The following is a 20,562-nucleotide window of genomic DNA, read 5'->3' as shown; positions in this document are numbered from 1 at the left end:
AATAACAACGAAGAACTGACTGCCGGGCGAATGCGGACCGGAGGGACAATGTCACATCTAAAATATGGATTAGCGCGTTTCGGCTTCCGTCGTCCGCGGCGCAAATTAGCTTCTTTTTTTACTCTGGTACAAACGCCGCTGGCGCTTTTCATTGCTATGCAAGCCTGTTCCGCCCATGCGGATCTCTATTTTAACCCGCGCTTTTTAGCCGACGATCCCTCCGCGGTGGCTGATTTGTCCAGCTTCGAAAGTGGGCAGGAAGCGCCGCCGGGAACCTATCGCGTCGATATTTATCTCAACGAGGGATTTGTCGCCACGCGGGACGTTAAATTTGATGCGGCAAAGAGCAGCAGCGGCCTGGCTCCCTGCCTGACGCGTGAGCAATGGGCCGGAATGGGCGTCGACGTGGCGGCCATTGCCGGCATGAACGCCCTGGCGTCGGACGCCTGCGTCCCGATGACTGAACTTATTCCTGAGGCGACCGCCGGGTTTGATGTTGGTCTCCAAAGGCTCAACCTGACGGTGCCGCAGGCGTTTATGGGCAACCGGGCCAGAGGCTATATCCCGCCTGAACGCTGGGATAACGGCATTAACGCCGGCCTGCTGAATTACAACTTTACCGGCAATAGCGTGCAAAACGATCGCGGTGGTAACAGCAATTATGCCTGGCTGAACCTTCAGAGCGGGATCAACCTCGGGGCATGGCGACTGCGTGACAACACCACCTGGAGCTACAACAGCGGCGGCGGCAGCTCAGCGAACGAAAACAAATGGCAGCACGTCAACACCTGGCTTGAGCGCGATATTATTTCCCTGCGCTCCCGGTTAACGCTGGGCGACAGCTATACCGACAGCGATATTTTTGACGGGATCAATTTCCGGGGGGCTCAGCTGGCCTCCGACGATAATATGCTGCCCGACAGCATGAAAGGCTTTGCGCCGGTGATTCGCGGTATTGCCCGGGGCACGGCGCACGTCATCGTCAAACAAAATGGCTATGAAATCTATCAGGGCACCGTTCCGCCAGGCCCGTTCACGATTAACGATCTCTACGCTGCCACTAGCGGCGGCGATCTGCAGGTCACTATCAAAGAAACCGACGGCAGCAGCCAGATCTTCAGCGTGCCGTGGTCATCCGTGCCTGTTTTACAGCGCGAAGGGCGCACGCGTTTTTCACTGACGGCCGGGGAATATCGCAGCGGCAACCGCCAGCAGGAAGAGCCTAAGTTCTTCCAGGGCACGGTGCTGCATGGTTTGCCCGATGGCTGGACGCTTTATGGCGGCAGCCAGCTGGCTGACCGTTACCGCAGCTTCAACCTGGGCGTAGGGAAAAACATGGGGGCGCTGGGGGCGCTGTCGATGGACGTCACTCAGGCCAACGCCAGGCTCGCCGATGACAGTGAACACCAGGGGCAATCGCTGCGCTTCCTCTATAACAAATCGCTGAATGAACTGGGCACCAACATCCAGCTGGTGGGCTACCGGTATTCAACCAGCGGCTATTTTACGCTCGCCGACAGTGCCTACAGCCGGATGAGCGGTTACCGCGTGGAAACGCAGGACGGCGTGATACAGGTTAAACCTAAGTTTACCGACTACTACAACCTCGCCTACAACAAGCGCGGCAGGGTGCAGCTGAGCCTGACCCAACAGCTGGGCAGAACGACAACGCTTTATCTCAGCGGCAGCCACCAGACTTACTGGAACAGCAGCAGCGCCGACGAACAGATGCAGGTGGGGTTAAACACCGCCGTGGATGACATCAACTGGACGGTCAGCTACAGCCTGACGAAAAACGCCTGGCAGGACGGGCGTGACCAGATGCTGGCGGTAAACGTCAATATCCCGTTCAGCCACTGGCTGCGTTCCGACAGCAAATCGGTCTGGCGTAATGCCAACGCCAGCTACAGCGCCTCACACGATCTTAATGGCCGGATGACCAACCTGGCCGGGCTGTACGGCACGCTGCTGGAGGACAATAACCTGAGCTATAGCGTGCAGACCGGCTACGCGGGCGGCGGGCACGGGAATAGCAGCAGTACAGGTTATGCCGCACTGAACTATCGCGGCGGATACGGCAACGCGAACGTGGGCTATAGCCGCAGCGACGGCATGAAGCAGGTTTACTACGGCGCGAGCGGTGGTGTACTGGCGCATGCGGATGGTGTGACCTTCAGCCAGCCGCTGAACAGCACGGTCGTGCTGGTGAAAGCCCCCGGAGCCGGAGACGTAAAAGTCGAAAACCAAACCGGCGTGCGTACTGACTGGCGCGGTTACGCCGTGCTCCCGTATGCCAGCGATTACCGCGAAAACAGGATCGCGCTGGACACCAACACGCTGGCCGACAACGTAGACCTTCAGGATGCGGTCGCCAACGTGGTGCCAACCCACGGCGCCGTGGTGCGCGCGGAATTCAAGCCACAGGTTGGGGTGAAAATGCTCATGACGCTGACCCACAACGGCAAGCCTGTGCCTTTCGGGGCGGTTGTGACCGCCGAAGGCCTGCAGGTGAGCAGTATTGTGGCCGACGGCGGGCAGGTGTACCTGAGCGGAATGCCGCTAGCGGGCAAGGTGCTGGCCAAATGGGGAGACGGGCCGGGTGCCAGCTGCGTGGCGGACTACCGTCTGGGTGAAGAGAGCCAGAAGCAGATGCTGAGCTCGCTTTCGGCGCTGTGTCGCTAAGGAATAAGCATGACTAAATCTCTTTATATCGTCGGCATCGCCCTGTCACTGTTCGCCGCCGCTGCGGATGCGGCAGACAGCACCATTACTATTAGTGGGAATGTTCGGGACAACGCCTGCGCGGTTGCGGCGGAGTCGAAAGATTTCACCGTCGATCTGATGAATAACCCGGCCAAACAGTTTTCTGCGGTGGGAGCCACCACCGCGCTGGTGCCATTTCGCATCGTGCTTTCCCCGTGTGGCGGCCTGGCTACCGCGGTGAAAGTGGGCTTTACCGGCGTGGCGGATAGCGTCAACACCAGTTTATTAAAGCTGGATAGCGGCGCGGCAGCGGCGGCAGGCATGGGGATACAAATCCTGAACAGCGCCCGGACGCCGATGCCGATCAACGCGGGATCGTCGGCAATTCAGTGGACCACGCTGGTGCCCGGCCAGACCAACGTGTTGGGTTTTTATGCGCGCCTGATGGCAACGCAGCTGCCGGTCACCGCCGGGCACGTAAATGCGACCGCAATATTCACACTTGAATTTCAGTAACCGGAGGCGGACATGAAATGGATTCTACCCGGAAGGGTGCTTGCCGGAGTGCTGCTGGTGCTCTCTGCCACGACAAAGGCGGATGACGTCACCATTACCGTGAACGGCAGGGTAGTGGCGAAGCCCTGCACGATCTCGACCCCAACGGCCACGGTCGATCTGGGCGATCTCTATACCTTTAGCCTGGTGCAGGCCGGTGCTACATCCGCCTGGCATGATGTTGTCCTGAGCTTGACCAACTGCCCGGTCGGGACCTCTAAAGTGACCGCGACGTTCAGCGGCACGGCGGATGCGACGGGGTATTACGCCAACCAGGGCACGGCGCGTAACCTCCAGCTCCAGCTGCGGGACAACGGTGGGGCAACGCTGAATAACGGTGCCAATAAAACCGTGCCGGTGGATGCCGGCAGTCAGGCGACGAGTTTTCCTCTGCAGGTCAGAGCGATAACGGTCAACGGCGGGACTACCCAGGGAACCATTCAGGCGGTGATCAATGTCACTTACACCTGGTCCTGATCGCAAGGAGGATGGAATGAAAAAAATCATCGCGTTATTGGCCACTCTGGCCGGGCTGGGATGGTCAACCGCAGGCCAGGCCTTTACCTGCCAGTCGCTGGGGACTTCCATCAGCGGCTCCGGCACCGTGAACGTCAATGTTAATCTCGTGCCGTCCATTTCGGCAGGGCAAAACTTAGTGGTCGATCTTTCCCAGTCGATTCAGTGCAAAAACGATGCCCCAAGCCAATATACCGATCCGGTAAGGATCCGATCCGGCTCGGCGTATCAGGGCGTGCTCTCTGCTTTCAGAGGATCATTAGGTTACTTCGGGGTGCAATATCCTTTCCCGACCACAACGGAAACCGCCTGGGTGAACCACACCTGGGGGGATTATCGTGGCTGGCAGGCGGTGCTGTATTTAACGCCTATCAGCACCGCCAGCGGCGTAGTGGTTAAAGCCAACACCATGATTGCCCAGCTTATTCTGGAAAAAGAAGATTCCATTAACGGGAATCGCCAGATCATCAACTGGAATATCTACGCGAACAACGATGTTGTGGTGCCAACCGGGGGCTGTGACGTGTCCGCCCGTAACGTGACGGTGAATCTGCCTGATTACCCGGGCACGGCGCCTGCGCCCGTCACCGTGCGCTGCGCGCAGAATCAGAGAATCGGTTACTTTTTGTCTGGCAACACGCTGGGCAGCGATAGCTCAATTTTCACCAATACCTCTGCCAGCTCGCCTGCTCAGGGAATTGGCGTTCAGCTTTTGCGAAATGGTGCCGCTTTGGGGGCCGGCAGCGCTAACACCGTTTCGCTGGGAACGGTAGGGACGACCCCCGTTAGTCTGGGGCTGACCGCGACCTACGCGAGAACGACCGGGCAGGTTACGGCGGGTAATGTGCAGTCGATCGTTGGGGTGACGTTTGTTTACCAGTAGCGGCACACCTGGAAAAGTAAGCGAGCGCGTGGCCTACATTCTCTCGCCCTGCAACATGATGGCGTGCGGGCTGGCGAATTTGTTATCAGCAAGTCAAACCCGCACGGTATTTTTCCCAGGCTTAGGGGAAGAAAGAATGCGGGAAGAGAGCGGGGCGCGGTTTGTGGTCTATCTGCCCGATCAACCTTACTGGCTGCTTGTCGTCTTGCGGCAGGTGGCGCAGCTGCTCGATCGCCATGATGGCCAGCTCCCGATGCTCATTTTGAGCCGAAGTTCAGCCTCATGGATCTGGCGTTCGCTGCAGAAATTAGTGAAAAAAGACGGTTATCTTGGCGGCGTGCGGGTGGTGCCGTCCGATCTGCCCTGCGCCAGCCTGGCCGCGCTGCTGCTCGGGGACTGGGATAACAGCGTCAGCCTCAAAAAACACGCTCTTGAAGAGGAGCTGGTGAGCCAGATCCGGCCCGAAGGTTTGACCCGAAAAGAGCTGGATGTGCTGGTGGACTCTCTGGCCGGCCAGACGATTCAGGAGCAGGCGAAACAGCGCGGCGTCAGCCATAAGACGTTGTATGTGCAGCGAATATCCGGGTTAAAAAAAATGGTTCATCCGCTGCTGCATGAGAAGGCGCCGATGGCGAGTAATCAGCAGAAAAAAGGAGACTCAGCGGGGACGCTGGCTGCCCTTTCACCGTTTGAAAGGGAGCTGGTTTATGCCATCCACAACCGCCAGATTTACCCGGTATTCCAGCCTATTGTGAACGGTGGGCTGCAGCTCAAAGGGCTGGAAATCCTGGCCCGCTGGCATCGAAACGGGCAAACCCTACAGCCCGCAGAGTTTCTGCCGCAGATCCGCTCCAGCTATACGTGGCGGCTGTTAACGGCCTTTATGCTGCAAGAGGCGGTGGGCGGTATTAATCAGTACCAGGGGGAGTATTATTTCGCGGTGAATATTCCGGCCGCGGTTTCCAACAGTGAAAGTCTGTTCGGCATTATTAAACAGCTGAGTACCCGGCTGATAAATCCATTCTGGACGGACAGGCTGGTGCTGGAAATCTCAGAAGATCTGAATTTGAATCAGCATCAGGAGAGTCGATTCTTTATTACTCAGCTTCAGCACCAGGGATACCGGGTGATGCTTGATGACTGCTTTTCGCAGAGCAGCGTTTATTTCCCGGTGCGGGCGGTGCGGTTCAACGATTACAAACTGGATCGCAAAGTCGTGGCCGACGCGCAGTATGAACCTCACGCGCTGGCGCTGATCAAAAGCCTGGCGTACTACTGTGAATTAACGGGAAGTTACTGCGTTGCCGAGGGGATTGATAGCCGCGAGAAATTAAGGTTGCTGCTGGCATCCGGGGTGCATCTCTTTCAGGGGTTCAGTATCTCTCAGCCCGTTTTCAAGTTTGAACTGCGGCAAATGATCGCGGCTTTGAAAAAAAGAGAGACGGTGCAGCCTATAGTCTGAATCAGCGCTTTTACCCTCACCTTAACCCTCTCCCTGGAAGGGAGAGGAGATAAATCACGTTCCCTGCCTGGCCTTTTCTCCCTCTCCCCTTGGGGGAGAGGGCCGGGGTGAGGGGCAGAACTGTTCCCGAATGTTTGGGAGAGAACAGTTGGGTTTAGCGATTCTCTTCAATATAACGCGCCAAATCCGCCGGGGTTTTCAGCACGGTGGCGACTTCCGTCGGCGGGATCATGCAGCCGTACACATCCTGCACTTCCAGCACCAAATCAACGGCCAGAATAGAGTCGAGAATATCGGACTCGATCAGTTCATCGTTAAAACCGACCTTGCGGGATAACACTTTTTCAAACAGGGCGAGAATTTCTTGTTCCATCTTATTTTCCTGGGTCATTAATTCGTGCGAGCCTGGGTATCCAGCAGCTTGCGGTCGATTTTGCCGTTAGGGTTCAGCGGCAAAGCGTCTTTAATAATGATTTGTGAAGGCACCATATAAGGCGGGATCACCTTCGCGAGCGAAGTCTTGATCGCCTCCGGGGCAAGGCCAGTGACGCAGAACGCTGCAATGCGCAGCACGCCGCCACCGGACTTCATCAGCGGCAGTACCACGGCTTCGCTAATACCGGACATCGCCAGCAGGCGGTTTTCAATTTCGTTGATTTCAATGCGGTAGCCGTTCAGCTTGATCTGGCTGTCGTTACGGCCCTGGCAATACAGCAGCCCGTTTTCGTAGCCGAGATCGCCGGTGCGGTAGCCGCGGTATTGCTCGCTTTCGCGGTGCAGCAACTTAGCGGCGTTTTCCTGCGGCAGGCCGAGATAACCGCGCATGACGTTTTTCCCCCAGATAATCAGCTCACCTTCGGAGGTAATCTCCATGTGGGATTCCGGCATCATGGTGCCCACCGGCAGCACGTCGTTTTCGCTGTGCAGGATCTCGTCGGTGATTTCAATCACCGTGGTGGCGATGGTGGCTTCCGTTGGGCCATAGGAGTTCAGGATTTTGGCCTGCGGGAAACGGCGGCGCAGTTGCCTGACCAGCGCCTTATTCAGCACTTCACCAATAAACACAAACACGCTCAGCGCGGGCAAATACTCGGCGCTGAACTGCGGGGAAAGCAGCTTCTGGTAGGCAAAAGAGGGCGTGGAAACCCAGGCCGAAACTTCGTTGGTTTTCAGGCGATCGAGCCAGTTTTCAGCGGCAATATCTTCCTTGGCGTTCAGCACGATGTGCCCGCCGGTGGCGAGATTCGCCAGCAAAGGAATAAGAGACAGGTCGAAGCTGAACACCGCGTGGTTCATTAATACCGGCACGTCCGGCAGCGCAAAGTCATTGCGCACCCACTTCATGAAGTGCCACAGGCTCTCGCGGCCAATCTGCACGCCTTTCGGTTTCCCGGTGCTGCCTGAGGTAAACATGATGTAAGCCAGATCGGGCTCGGCCAGCACGCTGCCGGTTTCTCCGGTCGCCACAAACTGCTTCGTCACGACGTCGTAGTAATAAGGGGCTCTGGCAAGCTGGCAGATCTCTTTCAGCCGCTCCTGCGGGTAGATGCAGTCCACCGGAATATACGGGATGTTGTGCAGCAGGCAGCTGTAAATTGCCACGGCAAATTCGGCCTGCTGATGCCCGTATAAAACCACCGGCGTGCCGGCGGGTTGTTCGCACTGCGCGTAGCGCTGCGCCCAGTCGGTTGCGGCGACGGAAAGCTGTTGCCAGGTCAGGGCGGTATCGCTGCCGCTGATGGCTAACTGGCTGGGGCGCGCGGGGTCGAGTAATGCCGCACGCAGAAAATCCTGCAGTTCCTGAAGCTCTGGATGAAGGTTCATAGAGGTGACATTCCACTAAAGATGTAGAGGGAGACCGCGGCGCTAGCCAGCGTCAGAATTCGTCCAAAAAACGCGATAACCGGATGGCGTAAGCCGTTACTCAAGGCCGGGCTGCGTTTGGCTGACCAAAGCAGCATGTTATGGGCAACGGAAATGGCGCCGAACAGCGCGCCGCTGATGACGTAGTGTCGTTCAAGCCCGTTCCAGGCCCCCATGCAAAAGAGCGTGCAGAAGATGCCCACGTTCTGTGCCAGGGTTTTGTTTTGACGGAAGAAATCGAGCTTCATCAGATTCATGTAAATCGGCATAAAGACCACGTCGCGCAGCCACTCAGACAGGCTGATGTGGAACCGGCGCCAGAAGTCCTGCGGGTTTTTGGCCAGAATCGGCATATTGAAGTTGGCCGGAATATTCAGGCCAAACAGCCGCCCGGCGCCGATAGCCATGTTGCTGTAGCCCGCAAAATCAAAGTAGAGATAGGCGCTGTAGGCGACCGACATCACCACGCCGACGGTGAGCGTGAACGGCCGGTGGCTCCAGGACTCAATCACCAGATTGTCGATAAGCATCGCAAACAAAAACTTTTGCACGACGCCGGTGACGATTTGCTCCACGGCCAGTAAAAACTGTTCGCGGGTCAGCCTGAATACCGGCTTATTAATATCCCCGACCCAGGTTCTCCAGCGGTACATCGGGCCCGCAAGAATAATAAACGGCATAAACAGATAGCAGAAATAATGCAAAAAGTTCTGGCCATCTTTTTTGCTGCGGTAAAGCAGCACGTCAATGGCGCGGAAGGTCATAAACGACAGGCCAATCATGCCCCAGTGATTATTCAGGTGTAACTTCACCAGCAATAGCGGGAGCAGCGTGAGGGTGACTGCTTGCCAGGTTTTTAACCAGCCTTTCTCTTTCAGGGTGACGAGAAGATAAAACGCAAAGAATACCGCCACCGGAACCAAGTAATCACCCTGGAAAATATATCCCCAGGCCAGCGCCGCCAGCACGGAGAATGCCGCCAAATAAGTCAGCCGGTAATGCAGAACGCGGTTAACCAGCGCAAACAGCAGCGCCGATGAAAACAGAAAGAAAAAAAATGCCCCGGAGCTATACATCATTCATCCTTCAGAATTTTTGATATTCAAAATGCACTTTGATACTCATGCTGTCGTCCACGGAAGACCATGCGATCACCGTGATGGCCAGCAAGAGGTAAAGCACAAACAGGCGAACGGCAGTTTTCATCGTGTAAAGCTCTCGGCAATAAAGCGGTCCATAGCAACCCACGCCAGCTCGGTGGGATGCAGGCGATCCCAGTTCCAGCCGTTTTGATAAGGCTGGGCGTACATATCGAAATAGCGCACCTGGTTTTGCTCGAGATACGCCCTGACCTGGCGGTCAACGGGCTGGAATTTTTGCGTGTTTTTCAGCGCCCACGGGTTAAGCGGATCGACGATCACCACGAACTGGGCATGGCGAGATTTGAGCAGATCGATGGTGGCCTTGAAGGCTTCCATCTGGCGGTTTACCACCGGCGTTTCATACCACTCTTCCGCCGTTTTTCCGTCTTCATAAACGCTTTTGTCCATCCACAACGTGGCGGCACTTTGCTGGCGAACCTGATTCAATACGCGGGCATGGGCCAGCTGTTCGTTCCAGTCTGGCGCGGCGTACTTATCAGCGGGAGCGGGCCATGGGCGGTGAGGTTCAGGCGCAATGCGCAGCCACGCCAGCCAATGGTTTTTTACCAGGGTGCAGAAGTTAGCAAACTCATAATTAATAGACTGCCAAATTACTTTTGGCCGCCAGCCATATATTTTCATTTCGCCCAGGGTTAAATGGCTGATGTCCTCTTCATCAATATGGTGTAAGTAATTGACCAGGAAAGGACGGGCTTTTTCATCCGCCATCAGTGGGTTAAAAATAGCGGCCGGGAAATGATCGGCAAAAATAGCCGGAGGAATAGTGTCAAAATAAAAACTGTCCGGGGCAAACAGCAGAACAATTTTACTGTTGGCATTTATATCGTTTTTAAAACGTGAGAGCAGCAGGAATTGTGTGATGTTATCGACATAACTATCCCCGTAAGCCACCACCGGCTGATGTAATTGCTTATTAAAGTAATTATATACAGCGTAATGTTCATCTTCCGATGTCGACACCTCAGAAGCGCCGAGGAAAAATAATGCATTACCTTGTAATGCATGGGAAATTGTCGCTATTTTCTCTGATTGCTCTTTCGCTGTACCGTCCATGCTTTTAATCAGCGGCTGGAATGTTAGCGGCGTGAACAAGCCCGTCACCAGGGCCGGAACGCATAAGACCAGAACGGCAAGCAGCGCCATCAGGATATGTAGGCAGAGAGTATTCTTGATTTTCATTATTAATATGAGGTTACATGACTACCATTTGTTTAAAATTTGTTATTTTTTATCAACACAACAAATCATCCCTGTGCATCGCTGCACTATATACCAGCCTTTCACCGATGATGAGCGTTGCTGTGTAACGGTATGTACAACGAAGTACGTATTGTAATAATTCCCGCTACGCTTTGATGACGGGGGAAGTTGTATGGCCTGGCCGCGTTGGCTTATGGACTTACGTCAGGTATTTTTCTGTCAACATCCCGCCACGTTCGTGAATTTCCTCAGTCTTTCGTTAAAAGTAGCGGATGACTCAGTACGCTCTTGATGAAAATAATCTCGCGCTCCTGAGTGAGCGCAGAATTTGATCTGAATATAAAAACTTCCCCCGGCAGGGCTATCGGCAAGAAAGATTCAATGACAGTATCTTGAAAGAAAAATAAAGCCATAATCCTAAAATAGACCTGTTGCCCGTAAGGGCATGGAGTTTGCGATAAAATACAAGCTGGCAATTATTTGGAATGGCTCAATATGTGCGTAATTAACTGGGATTTTATTGATAAAATTGTCTATATCAATCTGGCGAAACGTCAGGATAGAAAGGCTGAAATTATCGCAGAATTAAAAAAGGTTCAGGCCCCGGAAGAAAAAATTATCCATTTTCAGGCCATTGAGGAAGAAGAGGGCGCGCTGGGCTGCGCAAAGTCCCACCTGAATGTCCTGATCATGGCGCAAATAAATGGCTGGAACAACGTCCTGATTCTTGAAGATGATATGGTGTTCAATGAGGATCCCCAATCTATTGAAAGAGCTAATATTTTTCTGGGTGAGTTAGCACGCACTGACTGGGATGTGGGGTTTCTTTCGGCCAGCTATTACATCATTAAAAAGGTGAGTTCCGCTTTTTATAAAGTCGAATTCGCTTTTCTGGCAAACAGTTATCTGGTGAACAGGCCTTATTATCGAACGCTGATGCACAATTATTCTCGGGCCATTTATCGAATGGAGCAGGGCGAAGCGCGCAATAAAGCCGGACTGGATACCAACTGGTTAAAACTGATGGCTCAGGGAAACTGGTACGGCGTATATCCCTGCATCGGGCATCAGCGCCCCGGGCTCAGTGATATAGAAAATACGGTCATGGACAGACGAGAGTATTTTAAACGGCCAATTGAAGACATTAAACGCTACGGCTCATTTTAATCCTGGCGAAGAATGAAGGGGCTGAAGCATCAGCCCCCGAAAAGAAGGGATGCTTCAGCGGGAGGGTTATTCGCTTTCGCCGAGGGGGGCTTCCAGCGGAACAAAGCTGTTAATAATCCGGACATAATGTTTACGCTGTGCTTCGGTGAAATCATTATTTACGGCCAGGGTAAACACCAGCAGCTTACGTTTATTCGGGTTCAGCACCGGGTGCCCCGGAAGCGTAATGATAGACGAGACCTGGCGGATCCAGGTGCCGTCCTCGAGAAACTTATTCGCGGTTTGCAGGACCGGCAGTTTGGCAGGCCCGATCTCATGCCTGAGGTTCTTCCCTTCGACCTCGAATCCCGGGACGAAGCGTTTCATTTTATCCCACTGTTTTTCACAGAACTGATCAACGGTCTGCTCTTCTTCAAGAGTGGTGCGGTTGATCAAGATGTTATAGGGATTGTGATCCTCATCCATGTAGCGAAGGATATTGATCGACTGATCCTCCTGCGGATTCAACGTCACGAAACTGCCCTCATTGAGGGGGTAGGTCACAGGTTTGTTACTCATAAGCGACTCTCTCAATCCTTGTAGTCTTGCATAGATAACGGAATGATTTCGACGCGGCGGTTTTGCGCGCGTCCTTCCTGGGTGGCGTTACTGGCTATCGGGCGAGAGTTGCCCGCGCCTTCAACGATAAACTGGCTGGCGGCCAGGCCCGAGTGTTCCACCAGCCAGTCGCGGATAACGCGAGCGCGCTCTGTGGACAGGGCCATGTTGACAGTGGCAGAGCCGGTGTTGTCAGAATGGCCGATGATCAGATACATCTGCAGCGGATTGCGCGCCATCTCAGGCACCAGCTGCGTCAGAATGTGCTGGCTTTCCGGCATCAGGTTACTGCTGCCGTTCTCAAATAAAGGCGCGTTGTTCACGAGCTGCAGGAATGCCGATGCATCGGGTTTGTCATTTATTCCCAGTAGCCTTTGGATCGGCTTTATCTGGCTAATCTGGCCGCGAATTTCCACCGCATCCTGCTGTATGGCGTAGCCAATGCCGCCCGCGAGGCACAGCAGTAGCAGGGCGGCGACTGCTTTAGGCCAGCGTCGGCGGCGTGGGATCTCTACCGGCAGTGGAATCGGCGCAGGAGAGGGGGCAGGAGGCGGCTCTTCAACCGGCGGCAGGGGAATCTCCGGCAGCGGAGGCAGGGCGATAGAAGCCGACAGGCCGGGCAAAATACCGTATCGCTCTGAAAGCCACAGGGACCAGGCCCCATGTCGGGTGAATCCCTGGCCGTGATCGGCGAGAGTGATGCCGGCAAAGTCAAGCTGGGTGCTGTCAAACAGGGTCTGTAACACGTTCATGATACGGCTTTCAGCCAGCCAGGAGAGCAGCGTGCTGGCTACCGCGTGGCGCTGAATGGCGTAGAGATCTTTCCCGTCGTCATTAGCCTCCAGCTCGGCCAGCAGGCTCGCCCACTGATGCTCAAGCTTGAGGTGGCCGTAAGGCGGCTCGGCAAGCCCGCCGGTCCAGATAGCCCGATCCGGATCGTGGGCGGAGCGCTGCTGGCTGAGCCGGGTGTAGAGCCCCAGCATGCAGGGTAAAGGCTCAGAAAGGCGGATGGATGAAAAGGCGTATTTCCAGGCGGTAATTTGCTCGATCATGATGCTACTGCTTTCAAAGCCGTCGGCAAGCAGCGGGAAGTAAGCCATCGTAGCAAGGGCGATGTTATTTTTCTTTAAATATGCCATCCGTTTGGCCAGCCCGTTGGCGTTCTCCTCAATCACCCACAGAATCCCATGCTCGCTGCCGGATGACAGGTTTGACTGGCTGAACCATTTTCCAGCAAAGGGCCCGATGACGAAGATCATTAAGCGCGGGGATCCTGCCGCCCCGGCCCGCGGGCTCACCCAGGATGCCGTTGCGTGTTCCGAAGGAGGCGTCTCTGTCCGGGCGCGTGAAAAATAGCGGGCGCGTTTAGCCGCCCGCAGCGAGACCAGGGCATCGGTACTGCCTTCAATTTGCATCACCAGCGTCAGCAGCTTCCAGGCGTAGCGAAAAATGATCTCGCTGTCGGCGTTGAGCAGGGCATCCAGCCGGGCGGAAAGGGGGAGCGCTTCCTCGCTGTCAACAAAGCCATAGAAATACTGCACCAGCGAGTAGCGTTGCCAGGACAGAGAGTTGTTTTGGGCATTACTGCTCAAGCGCTTATCAAAATAATCACACAGCGCCCGGCACAGCGCCTCGCTTTCTTCAGGCGCCTGGTTTTCCACCAGCAGCGCCTTGTTGAACTGCTCAATCAGCGAGATCAGCCTGAGCTGAAAGTCCGGCGCAGAGGGAATAATGCCGTCAAAAGAAAACAGGGTATCCACGCTGACTAATCGACAAAAAAGGGCTTCACTTTTCACCATGTCTTCTCCGTGACGGTGCCCCAGCCCAGGCTGTCTGACCAGGTGCACAGCCTGATCGAGCCTGGTTTGCTTAGGCTGGTGGTTTTAAATTCCACCGGAAGCGAGATGTCTTCCGAGGACGTTTTTTGGCGTAGTTCATGCAGTTCGCTGCGGGTGAGCGTTTGCCTGTGGAACAACTCGTTTTGTTGGGTATAGACGCTGATATGCAGTGCTCTTACGTCGCCGTTGTCTGCTTCATAATCAGTCTTGCTCAGCGTAAGGGTCTTCTTATGCCAGGCATATTGCCGACGTAGCCATTCGGCATGGTCGGCGGGCGGGTCGGAGAAGAAATTCACTTTATCCTCGGCCATGACTTCCGGTAAAACTGTGCCGTTTTTCAGGCAAATACCGGCCTGATATTCAAACTGTGCCAGCGTTCTGATCTTTCCCAGCCCATAGGGGGCCAGGCCGCCTTCGGGCTCGCTCTCCAGACCCAGCACGGTTCTGACTCGCTTTTTCGACGCGGCATCGCGCTCCCACCAGGCCTTCTCGACGGAGCCCTGTTCTTTGGCCTGATTCGTGTGGTCGCCCCAGACTTTGCTGTGCTCTTTGCGCTGATAGTAGTGCCATAGCAGAGGCTTATGGGGATGGTAGATATCGTAGCCGTGGCTAAACGCGCGCACGGCCATGGCTATTTCCTCACCGGCGAAGAAAATCTGTGGGTCGTTGGGGATCTCTTTTACGAAGTCCCCACGGGTAAAAATAAATCCTCCGGCCAGGTAGCTGCCCCTGACGGGTTCGGGAGACTCAAAAGGCGTGGAGCTGAACATCGGGAGCCCCTGCGGGTTGAACTCCCGGAAGATTAAGCGGCTCACATAACGTTTTTTACTGGCTTCTTCGTCTTCTCCGGGAACAAACGCAGGCGGGTAGGAGGAGAGCACTGGCCGGGGAGATTTCGCCGCTAGCTGGCGCAGTGTGGTTATCATTTCGTTATCCCAGCCGGGGATAAATCGGCAGTGGGAATCAATTTGCAGAAAATAGTCTGCTGCCTCAAATAGCGATTCCGCGAGGCTCCGCGCCCAGCAGGCCCCCTGGCTGGCATAGTAGTGCACGCTGATGAGTTCGATTCGGGCCTGCTGGAAACTGAAAATAAACGCCTCGTGTCCGGCAACATGCCGGCTGCCCATGGGGACGAAGCCGTGTCGCGTAAAGAGGCTGAGATCCTCATCGTCCTGCCAGCACACGGCAATGTGCAGCCTTCCAGGCTGACTGGCGTGGCGCAGCATATCCTGAAGCGTCGGGATCAGCTGCGGATCCCGATAGCTGGCAATGCTGATAAAAATTGTCGCGGGGTTGCCCATATTTCCTTCTTCCCTGGCTTACTGAATACTAAAAATAATTTCTGCTTTTGCCGTGAACAGGCCACCGGCAGGTGCCGTGCCGTTGCCCTGGAGCAGCGTCGCTTTCCAGGCAAATTCAGCCGGACCCTGGCTGGTGATAACCCGTGAGGATTCAGAGGTGGACCCGTCGACTTTCATGGTTTTGTTGTCGCCGTCGGTGATGCGGATTTTTAAGCGATCCATATTGCCGTCAGAGTCTTTGATACGAATAAAACCGCCGTCTGCCGTAGGGGTATCGGTAATCATCGACGCGGAGGCCGAGTAGGATCCATAGTCACTCTTACAGACGATGGCGAAGTCCAGGCTGCGGGTAACCCCGGCTTTTAGCAGCGTGGGCGTCACGTCGTTAAAGTCGATAGTTTTAGCGTTATCCGCAGTGCAGGCCGGGGTACTGATAATTTTCATTTCCCCGATAGAGAGGCTATGGGTGAACGACGCGGGGTTATCTGACAGGATATAGTTGTAGCCAATTTGTCCGGCGGGCAGGATGGTATCCCCCGTCGCGGCATTGGCCAGGCGCAGGTTATTGCTGAGTTTATAAAACTCAATTCGATAAAAAGACTGCGGTGGAATATCGAGTGAACCAACCGAGCTGCCGTTTGAGAAAGTCAGATAACTGGTCGACGGGAAATTACCAAACGCCGAGCCGTTGCTCGCCAGCATTTTGATGCCAATGCCCGGAATGTTGGTCGCATAAATTTTTGTGGATGTATCCTGCCCGGACAGCGACACGGCGCGTTTGCCGTACTCTGTTCCCTTAATACAGTCGTCATAACCTACGCCAGCGCCACCCACCGTCGGGCTGTCATATTGAGCTATTGGCGTAGAAGTACTCACCGGCGCATCAGCGGAAATAATGATTGTCTTAGCGTCAATGGTGAGCGGCGTGGGGGTCCCGCGCGCCAGCGTACAAACGGCCCATGCGCCAGGCGACATCAGCAGCCCGGAAATCAGAAGGGTGAGTATCCTTAACATTGTTTATTCCTTTTCCTGGTTCAGCATTGCGATAACTTCTGGGGGATACATTTTTTGCAGCTCGGCGAAGCTCTTGCCTATGCTTTCCTCCGCGTATTTCAGCACCGGCACCAGCGGACTGCTTGGCTCTGCCACGGCAAACCAACTGCGGATTTCCTGCAGGCGCTGGAGCGCTTGCTCGCGCGTATTAACCCCTTTTTGCGGTTCGTGCCGCGCAGGACGAGGCACCGGGACAGGAGGCTGCCAGGCCGCTTCGTCAGCCGGGACGGCTACCTGACCAGGGGGCTGCGTGGGCAAAGGCTCCGGCACGCTTTCGGGGACTTTTTCCAAAGGGAGATCTCTGGCGGGCATTTCGCTGCCAAACTCGCGGCTAAACATGCCAAGAATGCCGGACAACAGCGGCAGCTCAGGTGCCTCGTGTCCCAGCGTCTCCGCCAGGATCTGTTTTATCTGCTGCACAAAGTAATGGGCCTGCGTTAGCGGGCGAATCTCTTCTCGTGCGCTGGTGTGCCATTCGCGAATGATGGCGGCGACGGCCTCGTCCGACAGCGCCCCTTCTTCTCTCGGCAGCTGGTGGGCTTTTTCAAATTCTTTAACGGTAATTTGCAGCCCGGAAGCTTTGGGCAGCGGCTGGTTGCGCAGATCCGTCAGTAGACCACCAATATCCTCCAGCTCGGCGAAGGCGTTTGCCCGCAGCATTGGCTCGAACTCCCCTTCGTCAAGCAGCTGTGGATGAAGGTCGTCCGGCCAGCTTTGCAGCAGGGCAAGCAGCGCCTCCGCGCCTTCGGCCAGCGCAGACAGCCCGCGCTTACGCAGGCGGCAGCGCATCAAAATAACCACCAGGCGAACATCTTTGCTTTTTTGCAGCAGGGCCTGGCAGTCGCGTTCGGTTTCCGTCCAGTTCACCGGCTCAGCGGCTTCAACGAAGTCGCCGTATTCGGCCCCAAGCTTTGGCTGCAGGCGCGACTGCAGCATGATAAAAGCAGGATCGTAATCGAGCGCTTCGCCGCAGGGCGAGTCGCCCGGAAAGGGCTGCATCAATGGCTGGTAATAGTCCGAGCAGGTCAGGCTTTCGTATTGATTCATGTGCGTGTCTTTTCATCCATGGTTACGTTCTCTTCCAGGCGAAGGGCTACCGGCGGTACATCTCGGGCTCAAAGCTCATCCCGAAAACGGGGGTTTCGCTGGCCTCTCTTTCCAGCCAGCTCGCATAACCCAGCTGGTGGCTGCCGTCTAATGTGGCCTGGGGCACCTGATCGGCGGCAAGCACCAGCTGCACATCCCAGGCATACTCAAAGCCGATAAAACTTCGAACCAGCTCGCGCAGCACCGCCATATCGCTGCCCCAGGGGCTGAACAGCATGTACTGAGCCAGCGTGAGCGGGCCCATCATCAGCTTGAATTTATGCTGCCGGTCGAGGACGGTATTCCCGAGGATGGCCCCGTCGCCCAGCAGCGCGGCGTAGCGGTCGTCGCCCAAAGCGGTTTGATCTTTTCCCTCAAGGAAAATCCACTGCAGCTCAAACTCTTCCATCTGCACCGGAACCTGGAAGTAGTACTCCATGGCGCCTAGCAGGCCATCAGGGTTGCGTGCTTCTCGAATCAGGTGCGCGGATGACGCAAGGCGGGCGTGAATCGGCAGCGGGGCGGGATCGAGCTCGGAGGGATCCAGCCCCACCAGGCTGCCCACGTAAAATGAAAAACGCTCGTCTTCTTTACGATCGAGCGAGGCGGTGTCCTGCGATAAGAACCAGGCCCGATAAAACTGGCTCAGCGCCCGGTGGTGGAAGATATCCACGAAATCAATCAGCGTCGGGTCGTGCTGTTCGTAGCGGGAATAAGCCAGCTCAGAGAGGTGCAGCGGCATTGCCCCCTGAGCGCCCCAGATCCCCAGCCCAAAAAGCTGCAGTTTGATTTTGTCGTCCTGCTGATGAATGGCCGCTATCTCTCGAGGGGAGAAGGCCATGCTGGAGATCTGGCCGAGCCTGAAGCGCTCCTGAGAGGGGAGCGCGGCCTTACCCGGCGGCGGCAGAGACGGCGTGCGGGCGGCAATAGCCCGCATAATGCTGATAAATCCCGCATCCCAGGGGGCGCTGGGATCGAACCAGTTTTCCAGCCCTGGCGGTAATGACGAGGCCTGAGGCAACTTCGGGAGAGTCATAGCGCGCCTCGCCTGCCCGGGCGCGCTTTCCAGCGGGCGACCAGGCCTCGCTGCATGGAGTGCAGCTCAGTTTCGGTAAAAATATTGATGGCGGCATGCCGCGACAAATAGTTCTCCATAATCAGCCCAAACAGATAAGGGCTGACCCCGGAAAACCCTTCTTCGTCAACCGTCAGGCTACAGTTCACGCCGCGCCCGTAAACCAGCAGCCCCTCATCCGAGAGGCGGCGAACCACCGGGCGGGTCTGGCAGCCCACGAGACTGTTAATTTGTGCCATGGACTCCAGATCGGAGGCGGTAGTGAACAGCCGCAGCATATTACGCAGCGCCTCGCCCCCTTGAGCATGGTCCATATCCGACAGCGGCAGATAGTTGAAGCTAAGCTGACGAATCAGGCGCCAGGCCGTTTCACCGAGAGCAAACGGTGAGCGGGGCGCGCTGGGCGAACTGACAAAGCGCGCGCCGTGAATGGGAACCGAGTCCGACATTGTCAGATCGAGGCTGCCGCTGCTGGTCAGCAGGCGGGGCAAATCACGATTGGTGACCATCGCATCGACCAGCAGATAGCGAATATGCTCGCCGTAAGGCGCTTCTTGCTGATCAACCAGCGAGATGAAGATTTCAGTCCCGCTGTAGGGCGTGCGGGTATCGTATTTTCGGCTGCTGGACTCTTTGGTTCTCACCGTGCGGTTGACGGAAAAATAGCGGCCAAAGTTGCCGGTATCGCTATGGCGGGTCTGATAGAGCGGGTTAAAGGTCAGCTCTTCGCTGGTTTCGGCCTGCAGACCAAACACTTTATTGACCGAGAACACCTCATAGTCGAGAGGACGGCTGCGGTCCGGCACGATATGAAAGTTATTGAGCGCCCGGTTAACCTCAATCCTGTCGACACGTTTAGGGAAAAGGTTAATGACGGGCGTGCAGAACAGCAGAAAGCGCGATGCGTCCAGGTGGGCGACTAAATCCTGCGGTAACTTATTCAACAGGATAATTATCTCTACTTCATTGGTGTTATTATCCGCAAAGGATTCAGCCAGCTGTGTGAGTGAGAAAAAATAAAATCTTTCGCGGCAGGAAATATATTCCTGAATCAGCGTATGGCCATGAAACATATTCCACTGTAGCGGCAATAAGCTCTGATCTGGCGCCATGCCTTCAAATTTCAGCGGCTGTTCATTGATGACATGATAACGGTTTTTTTCCCGTTCTCCGCTGCGTACCACCATCGCAACGTGGCTGCCGTGAAGCAGTTCGAACGTATGAGAGACGATACGCTCATCGCCCTGGATATATATCGGCAGTTCATTCAGTCCCTTCAGTTCAGAAAAGACCAGCTCTCCCTGCAGCTTTAGTTTAATTCGCAAAGCACCTTTTAATTGATGATGCTTAATGCGGTAATGTTCAAGGTTAGGGATATCCGGGGGGATTGAGGTCAGGCGTACCTCGGCAATTTCCAGCGGCCAAAGCGTCACATCCTGGTTATTTCTGAACTCGCAGCGGGTCATCTCACCGGGCAAAATACGGCTATAAAAGGCGCTTTGTTTTGGGATCCTGTAGCCCTGGGTGAGATCGCCCTCGCTGAGGTTAGGCTCCAGCTGCACCACCCCCATCGAGGGGGTTGGGGAGTTATAGTTCGGATAGACAATGTCCAACAGGCGCTGGGTAAATTTGGGAAACTCAGCGTCCAGCTTTATCTGCGTTCTGGCGGATAAGAAACAAAACGCCTCGATTAAACGCTCAACGTAAGGATCGGCAATCTCAATGCCGTTCATCCCCAGGCGCCCGGCAATCTTGGGATGACGTTCGGCGAACTCTTGCGCCATTTCTCTGACGAAAGTTAGCTCCCGGTTGTAGTAATCCAGAAAGTTGTGTTCCACTTGTCACCCTGTCAATTATTACAGCAAATATGTTTTTGCCATGCTGGAGATAAATATTTGAAGACAGAAAAAATCTTTTTTGTCGGAGGCGTTCTTCTGTTTATGAATCCGATTCTAAAAGTAAACGTTAAATTTTCGTATGCCTGCATCATGCGTTTTAGAGAATTTAAGAATGGCTTTCGGGCGTAATTCTTAAAACCCGTGATGTTGGCCAGCAAGGGTTTTTATTTTAATTTTTGTTAATTACTATGCCCTCCAGGTA

17 protein-coding genes are annotated in these 20,562 nt (G+C 55.1%); 6 read left to right on the top strand and 11 right to left on the bottom strand.

The features are described 5' to 3' along the window. Positions 1-48: 48 nt before the first annotated feature. The 5 genes from F3J28_RS12565 to F3J28_RS12545 are packed head-to-tail and all read left to right on the top strand — an operon-like array spanning position 49 to position 6,119. The gene (locus tag F3J28_RS12565; protein WP_166876343.1) at positions 49-2,682 is read left to right on the top strand and encodes a fimbrial biogenesis usher protein; all 2,634 of its coding nucleotides are present in this window, start codon (positions 49-51) and stop codon (positions 2,680-2,682) included. A gap of 9 nt (positions 2,683-2,691) precedes the next feature. Continuing rightward, positions 2,692-3,219, top strand: coding sequence for a type 1 fimbrial adaptor subunit FimF (fimF, locus tag F3J28_RS12560; protein ID WP_166866583.1), 528 nt, complete (start codon positions 2,692-2,694; stop codon positions 3,217-3,219). Positions 3,220-3,231: 12 nt separating this feature from the next. Then, positions 3,232-3,735: a type 1 fimbrial minor subunit FimG gene (gene fimG / locus F3J28_RS12555; protein WP_166876340.1), complete on the top strand. Its 504-nt coding sequence runs from the start codon at positions 3,232-3,234 to the stop codon at positions 3,733-3,735. Positions 3,736-3,751: 16 nt separating this feature from the next. Beyond that, the gene (locus tag F3J28_RS12550) at positions 3,752-4,657 is read left to right on the top strand and encodes a fimbrial protein (protein ID WP_166876337.1); all 906 of its coding nucleotides are present in this window, start codon (positions 3,752-3,754) and stop codon (positions 4,655-4,657) included. Continuing rightward, positions 4,644-6,119: an EAL domain-containing protein gene (locus F3J28_RS12545; protein ID WP_286178156.1), complete on the top strand. Its 1,476-nt coding sequence runs from the start codon at positions 4,644-4,646 to the stop codon at positions 6,117-6,119. The genes F3J28_RS12550 and F3J28_RS12545 overlap by 14 nt, the downstream gene beginning before the upstream one ends. Positions 6,120-6,273: 154 nt before the next feature. Here F3J28_RS12545 and F3J28_RS12540 read toward each other — a convergent pair whose 3' ends face one another. The 4 genes from F3J28_RS12540 to F3J28_RS12525 form a co-directional block, all read right to left on the bottom strand. Next, on the bottom strand, positions 6,274-6,492 hold the full coding sequence (locus tag F3J28_RS12540; protein ID WP_008454337.1) for an acyl carrier protein: 219 nt from the start codon (positions 6,490-6,492) through the stop codon (positions 6,274-6,276). 17 nt (positions 6,493-6,509) lie between these two features. Then, the gene (locus tag F3J28_RS12535; RefSeq protein WP_166876334.1) at positions 6,510-7,943 is read right to left on the bottom strand and encodes an AMP-binding protein; all 1,434 of its coding nucleotides are present in this window, start codon (positions 7,941-7,943) and stop codon (positions 6,510-6,512) included. Further along, positions 7,940-9,058: a membrane-bound O-acyltransferase family protein gene (locus F3J28_RS12530; RefSeq protein ID WP_166876646.1), complete on the bottom strand. Its 1,119-nt coding sequence runs from the start codon at positions 9,056-9,058 to the stop codon at positions 7,940-7,942. The genes F3J28_RS12535 and F3J28_RS12530 overlap by 4 nt, the downstream gene beginning before the upstream one ends. A 126-nt stretch (positions 9,059-9,184) precedes the next feature. Next, positions 9,185-10,324: a D-alanyl-lipoteichoic acid biosynthesis protein DltD gene (locus F3J28_RS12525; RefSeq protein ID WP_166876330.1), complete on the bottom strand. Its 1,140-nt coding sequence runs from the start codon at positions 10,322-10,324 to the stop codon at positions 9,185-9,187. A gap of 501 nt (positions 10,325-10,825) precedes the next feature. On the opposite strand from F3J28_RS12525, the gene F3J28_RS12520 reads away from it, so the two are divergent. Beyond that, positions 10,826-11,512, top strand: coding sequence for a glycosyltransferase family 25 protein (locus tag F3J28_RS12520; protein ID WP_286178153.1), 687 nt, complete (start codon positions 10,826-10,828; stop codon positions 11,510-11,512). A gap of 66 nt (positions 11,513-11,578) precedes the next feature. Here F3J28_RS12520 and F3J28_RS12515 read toward each other — a convergent pair whose 3' ends face one another. The 7 genes from F3J28_RS12515 to tssF are packed head-to-tail and all read right to left on the bottom strand — an operon-like array spanning position 11,579 to position 20,300. Then, positions 11,579-12,070, bottom strand: a complete 492-nt coding sequence (locus F3J28_RS12515; protein ID WP_008454347.1) for a DcrB-related protein — start codon at positions 12,068-12,070, stop codon at positions 11,579-11,581. A gap of 11 nt (positions 12,071-12,081) precedes the next feature. Then, positions 12,082-13,908 carry an OmpA family protein gene (locus tag F3J28_RS12510; RefSeq protein WP_166876327.1) on the bottom strand — a complete coding sequence of 609 codons (1,827 nt, stop codon included), beginning with the start codon at positions 13,906-13,908 and terminating at the stop codon, positions 12,082-12,084. Next, the gene (locus F3J28_RS12505) at positions 13,902-15,248 is read right to left on the bottom strand and encodes a GlcNAc-transferase family protein (RefSeq protein WP_166876324.1); all 1,347 of its coding nucleotides are present in this window, start codon (positions 15,246-15,248) and stop codon (positions 13,902-13,904) included. Before F3J28_RS12505 ends, F3J28_RS12510 begins: the two co-directional genes overlap by 7 nt. A gap of 18 nt (positions 15,249-15,266) precedes the next feature. Then, positions 15,267-16,262, bottom strand: coding sequence for a fimbrial protein (locus F3J28_RS12500; protein ID WP_008454353.1), 996 nt, complete (start codon positions 16,260-16,262; stop codon positions 15,267-15,269). Between the two features lie 3 nt (positions 16,263-16,265). Next, positions 16,266-17,348 carry a type VI secretion system protein TssA gene (locus F3J28_RS12495; RefSeq protein ID WP_166876321.1) on the bottom strand — a complete coding sequence of 361 codons (1,083 nt, stop codon included), beginning with the start codon at positions 17,346-17,348 and terminating at the stop codon, positions 16,266-16,268. A 46-nt stretch (positions 17,349-17,394) separates the two neighbouring features. Further along, positions 17,395-18,423, bottom strand: a complete 1,029-nt coding sequence (gene tssG / locus F3J28_RS12490) for a type VI secretion system baseplate subunit TssG (RefSeq protein WP_166876319.1) — start codon at positions 18,421-18,423, stop codon at positions 17,395-17,397. After that, a complete protein-coding gene (tssF, locus tag F3J28_RS12485; RefSeq protein ID WP_008454358.1) occupies positions 18,420-20,300 on the bottom strand; it encodes a type VI secretion system baseplate subunit TssF in 1,881 nt (626 codons plus the stop codon). Before tssF ends, tssG begins: the two co-directional genes overlap by 4 nt. Positions 20,301-20,562: the final 262 nt, after the last annotated feature.

The organism is Enterobacter sp. Ap-1006 (assembly GCF_011752835.1).
Lineage (GTDB): Bacteria > Pseudomonadota > Gammaproteobacteria > Enterobacterales > Enterobacteriaceae > Cedecea.
Note: the sequence above shows the minus strand (reverse complement) of the source record. Positions and strands in the feature narration are given on the sequence as shown.

What these genes read in the sequence shown, in the direction of transcription:
- F3J28_RS12515 (WP_008454347.1), bottom strand. Translation starts at nt 12,070, where the DNA reads ATGAGTAACAAACCTGTGACCTACCCCCTCAATGAGGGCAGTTTCGTG.
- F3J28_RS12495 (WP_166876321.1), bottom strand. Translation starts at nt 17,348, where the DNA reads ATGAATCAATACGAAAGCCTGACCTGCTCGGACTATTACCAGCCATTG.
- F3J28_RS12530 (WP_166876646.1), bottom strand. Translation starts at nt 9,058, where the DNA reads ATGTATAGCTCCGGGGCATTTTTTTTCTTTCTGTTTTCATCGGCGCTG.
- F3J28_RS12540 (WP_008454337.1), bottom strand. Translation starts at nt 6,492, where the DNA reads ATGGAACAAGAAATTCTCGCCCTGTTTGAAAAAGTGTTATCCCGCAAG.
- fimG (WP_166876340.1), top strand. Translation starts at nt 3,232, where the DNA reads ATGAAATGGATTCTACCCGGAAGGGTGCTTGCCGGAGTGCTGCTGGTG.
- tssG (WP_166876319.1), bottom strand. Translation starts at nt 18,423, where the DNA reads ATGACTCTCCCGAAGTTGCCTCAGGCCTCGTCATTACCGCCAGGGCTG.
- F3J28_RS12525 (WP_166876330.1), bottom strand. Translation starts at nt 10,324, where the DNA reads ATGAAAATCAAGAATACTCTCTGCCTACATATCCTGATGGCGCTGCTT.
- F3J28_RS12535 (WP_166876334.1), bottom strand. Translation starts at nt 7,943, where the DNA reads ATGAACCTTCATCCAGAGCTTCAGGAACTGCAGGATTTTCTGCGTGCG.
- F3J28_RS12510 (WP_166876327.1), bottom strand. Translation starts at nt 13,908, where the DNA reads ATGGTGAAAAGTGAAGCCCTTTTTTGTCGATTAGTCAGCGTGGATACC.
- fimF (WP_166866583.1), top strand. Translation starts at nt 2,692, where the DNA reads ATGACTAAATCTCTTTATATCGTCGGCATCGCCCTGTCACTGTTCGCC.
- F3J28_RS12565 (WP_166876343.1), top strand. Translation starts at nt 49, where the DNA reads ATGTCACATCTAAAATATGGATTAGCGCGTTTCGGCTTCCGTCGTCCG.
- F3J28_RS12550 (WP_166876337.1), top strand. Translation starts at nt 3,752, where the DNA reads ATGAAAAAAATCATCGCGTTATTGGCCACTCTGGCCGGGCTGGGATGG.
- F3J28_RS12505 (WP_166876324.1), bottom strand. Translation starts at nt 15,248, where the DNA reads ATGGGCAACCCCGCGACAATTTTTATCAGCATTGCCAGCTATCGGGAT.
- F3J28_RS12500 (WP_008454353.1), bottom strand. Translation starts at nt 16,262, where the DNA reads ATGTTAAGGATACTCACCCTTCTGATTTCCGGGCTGCTGATGTCGCCT.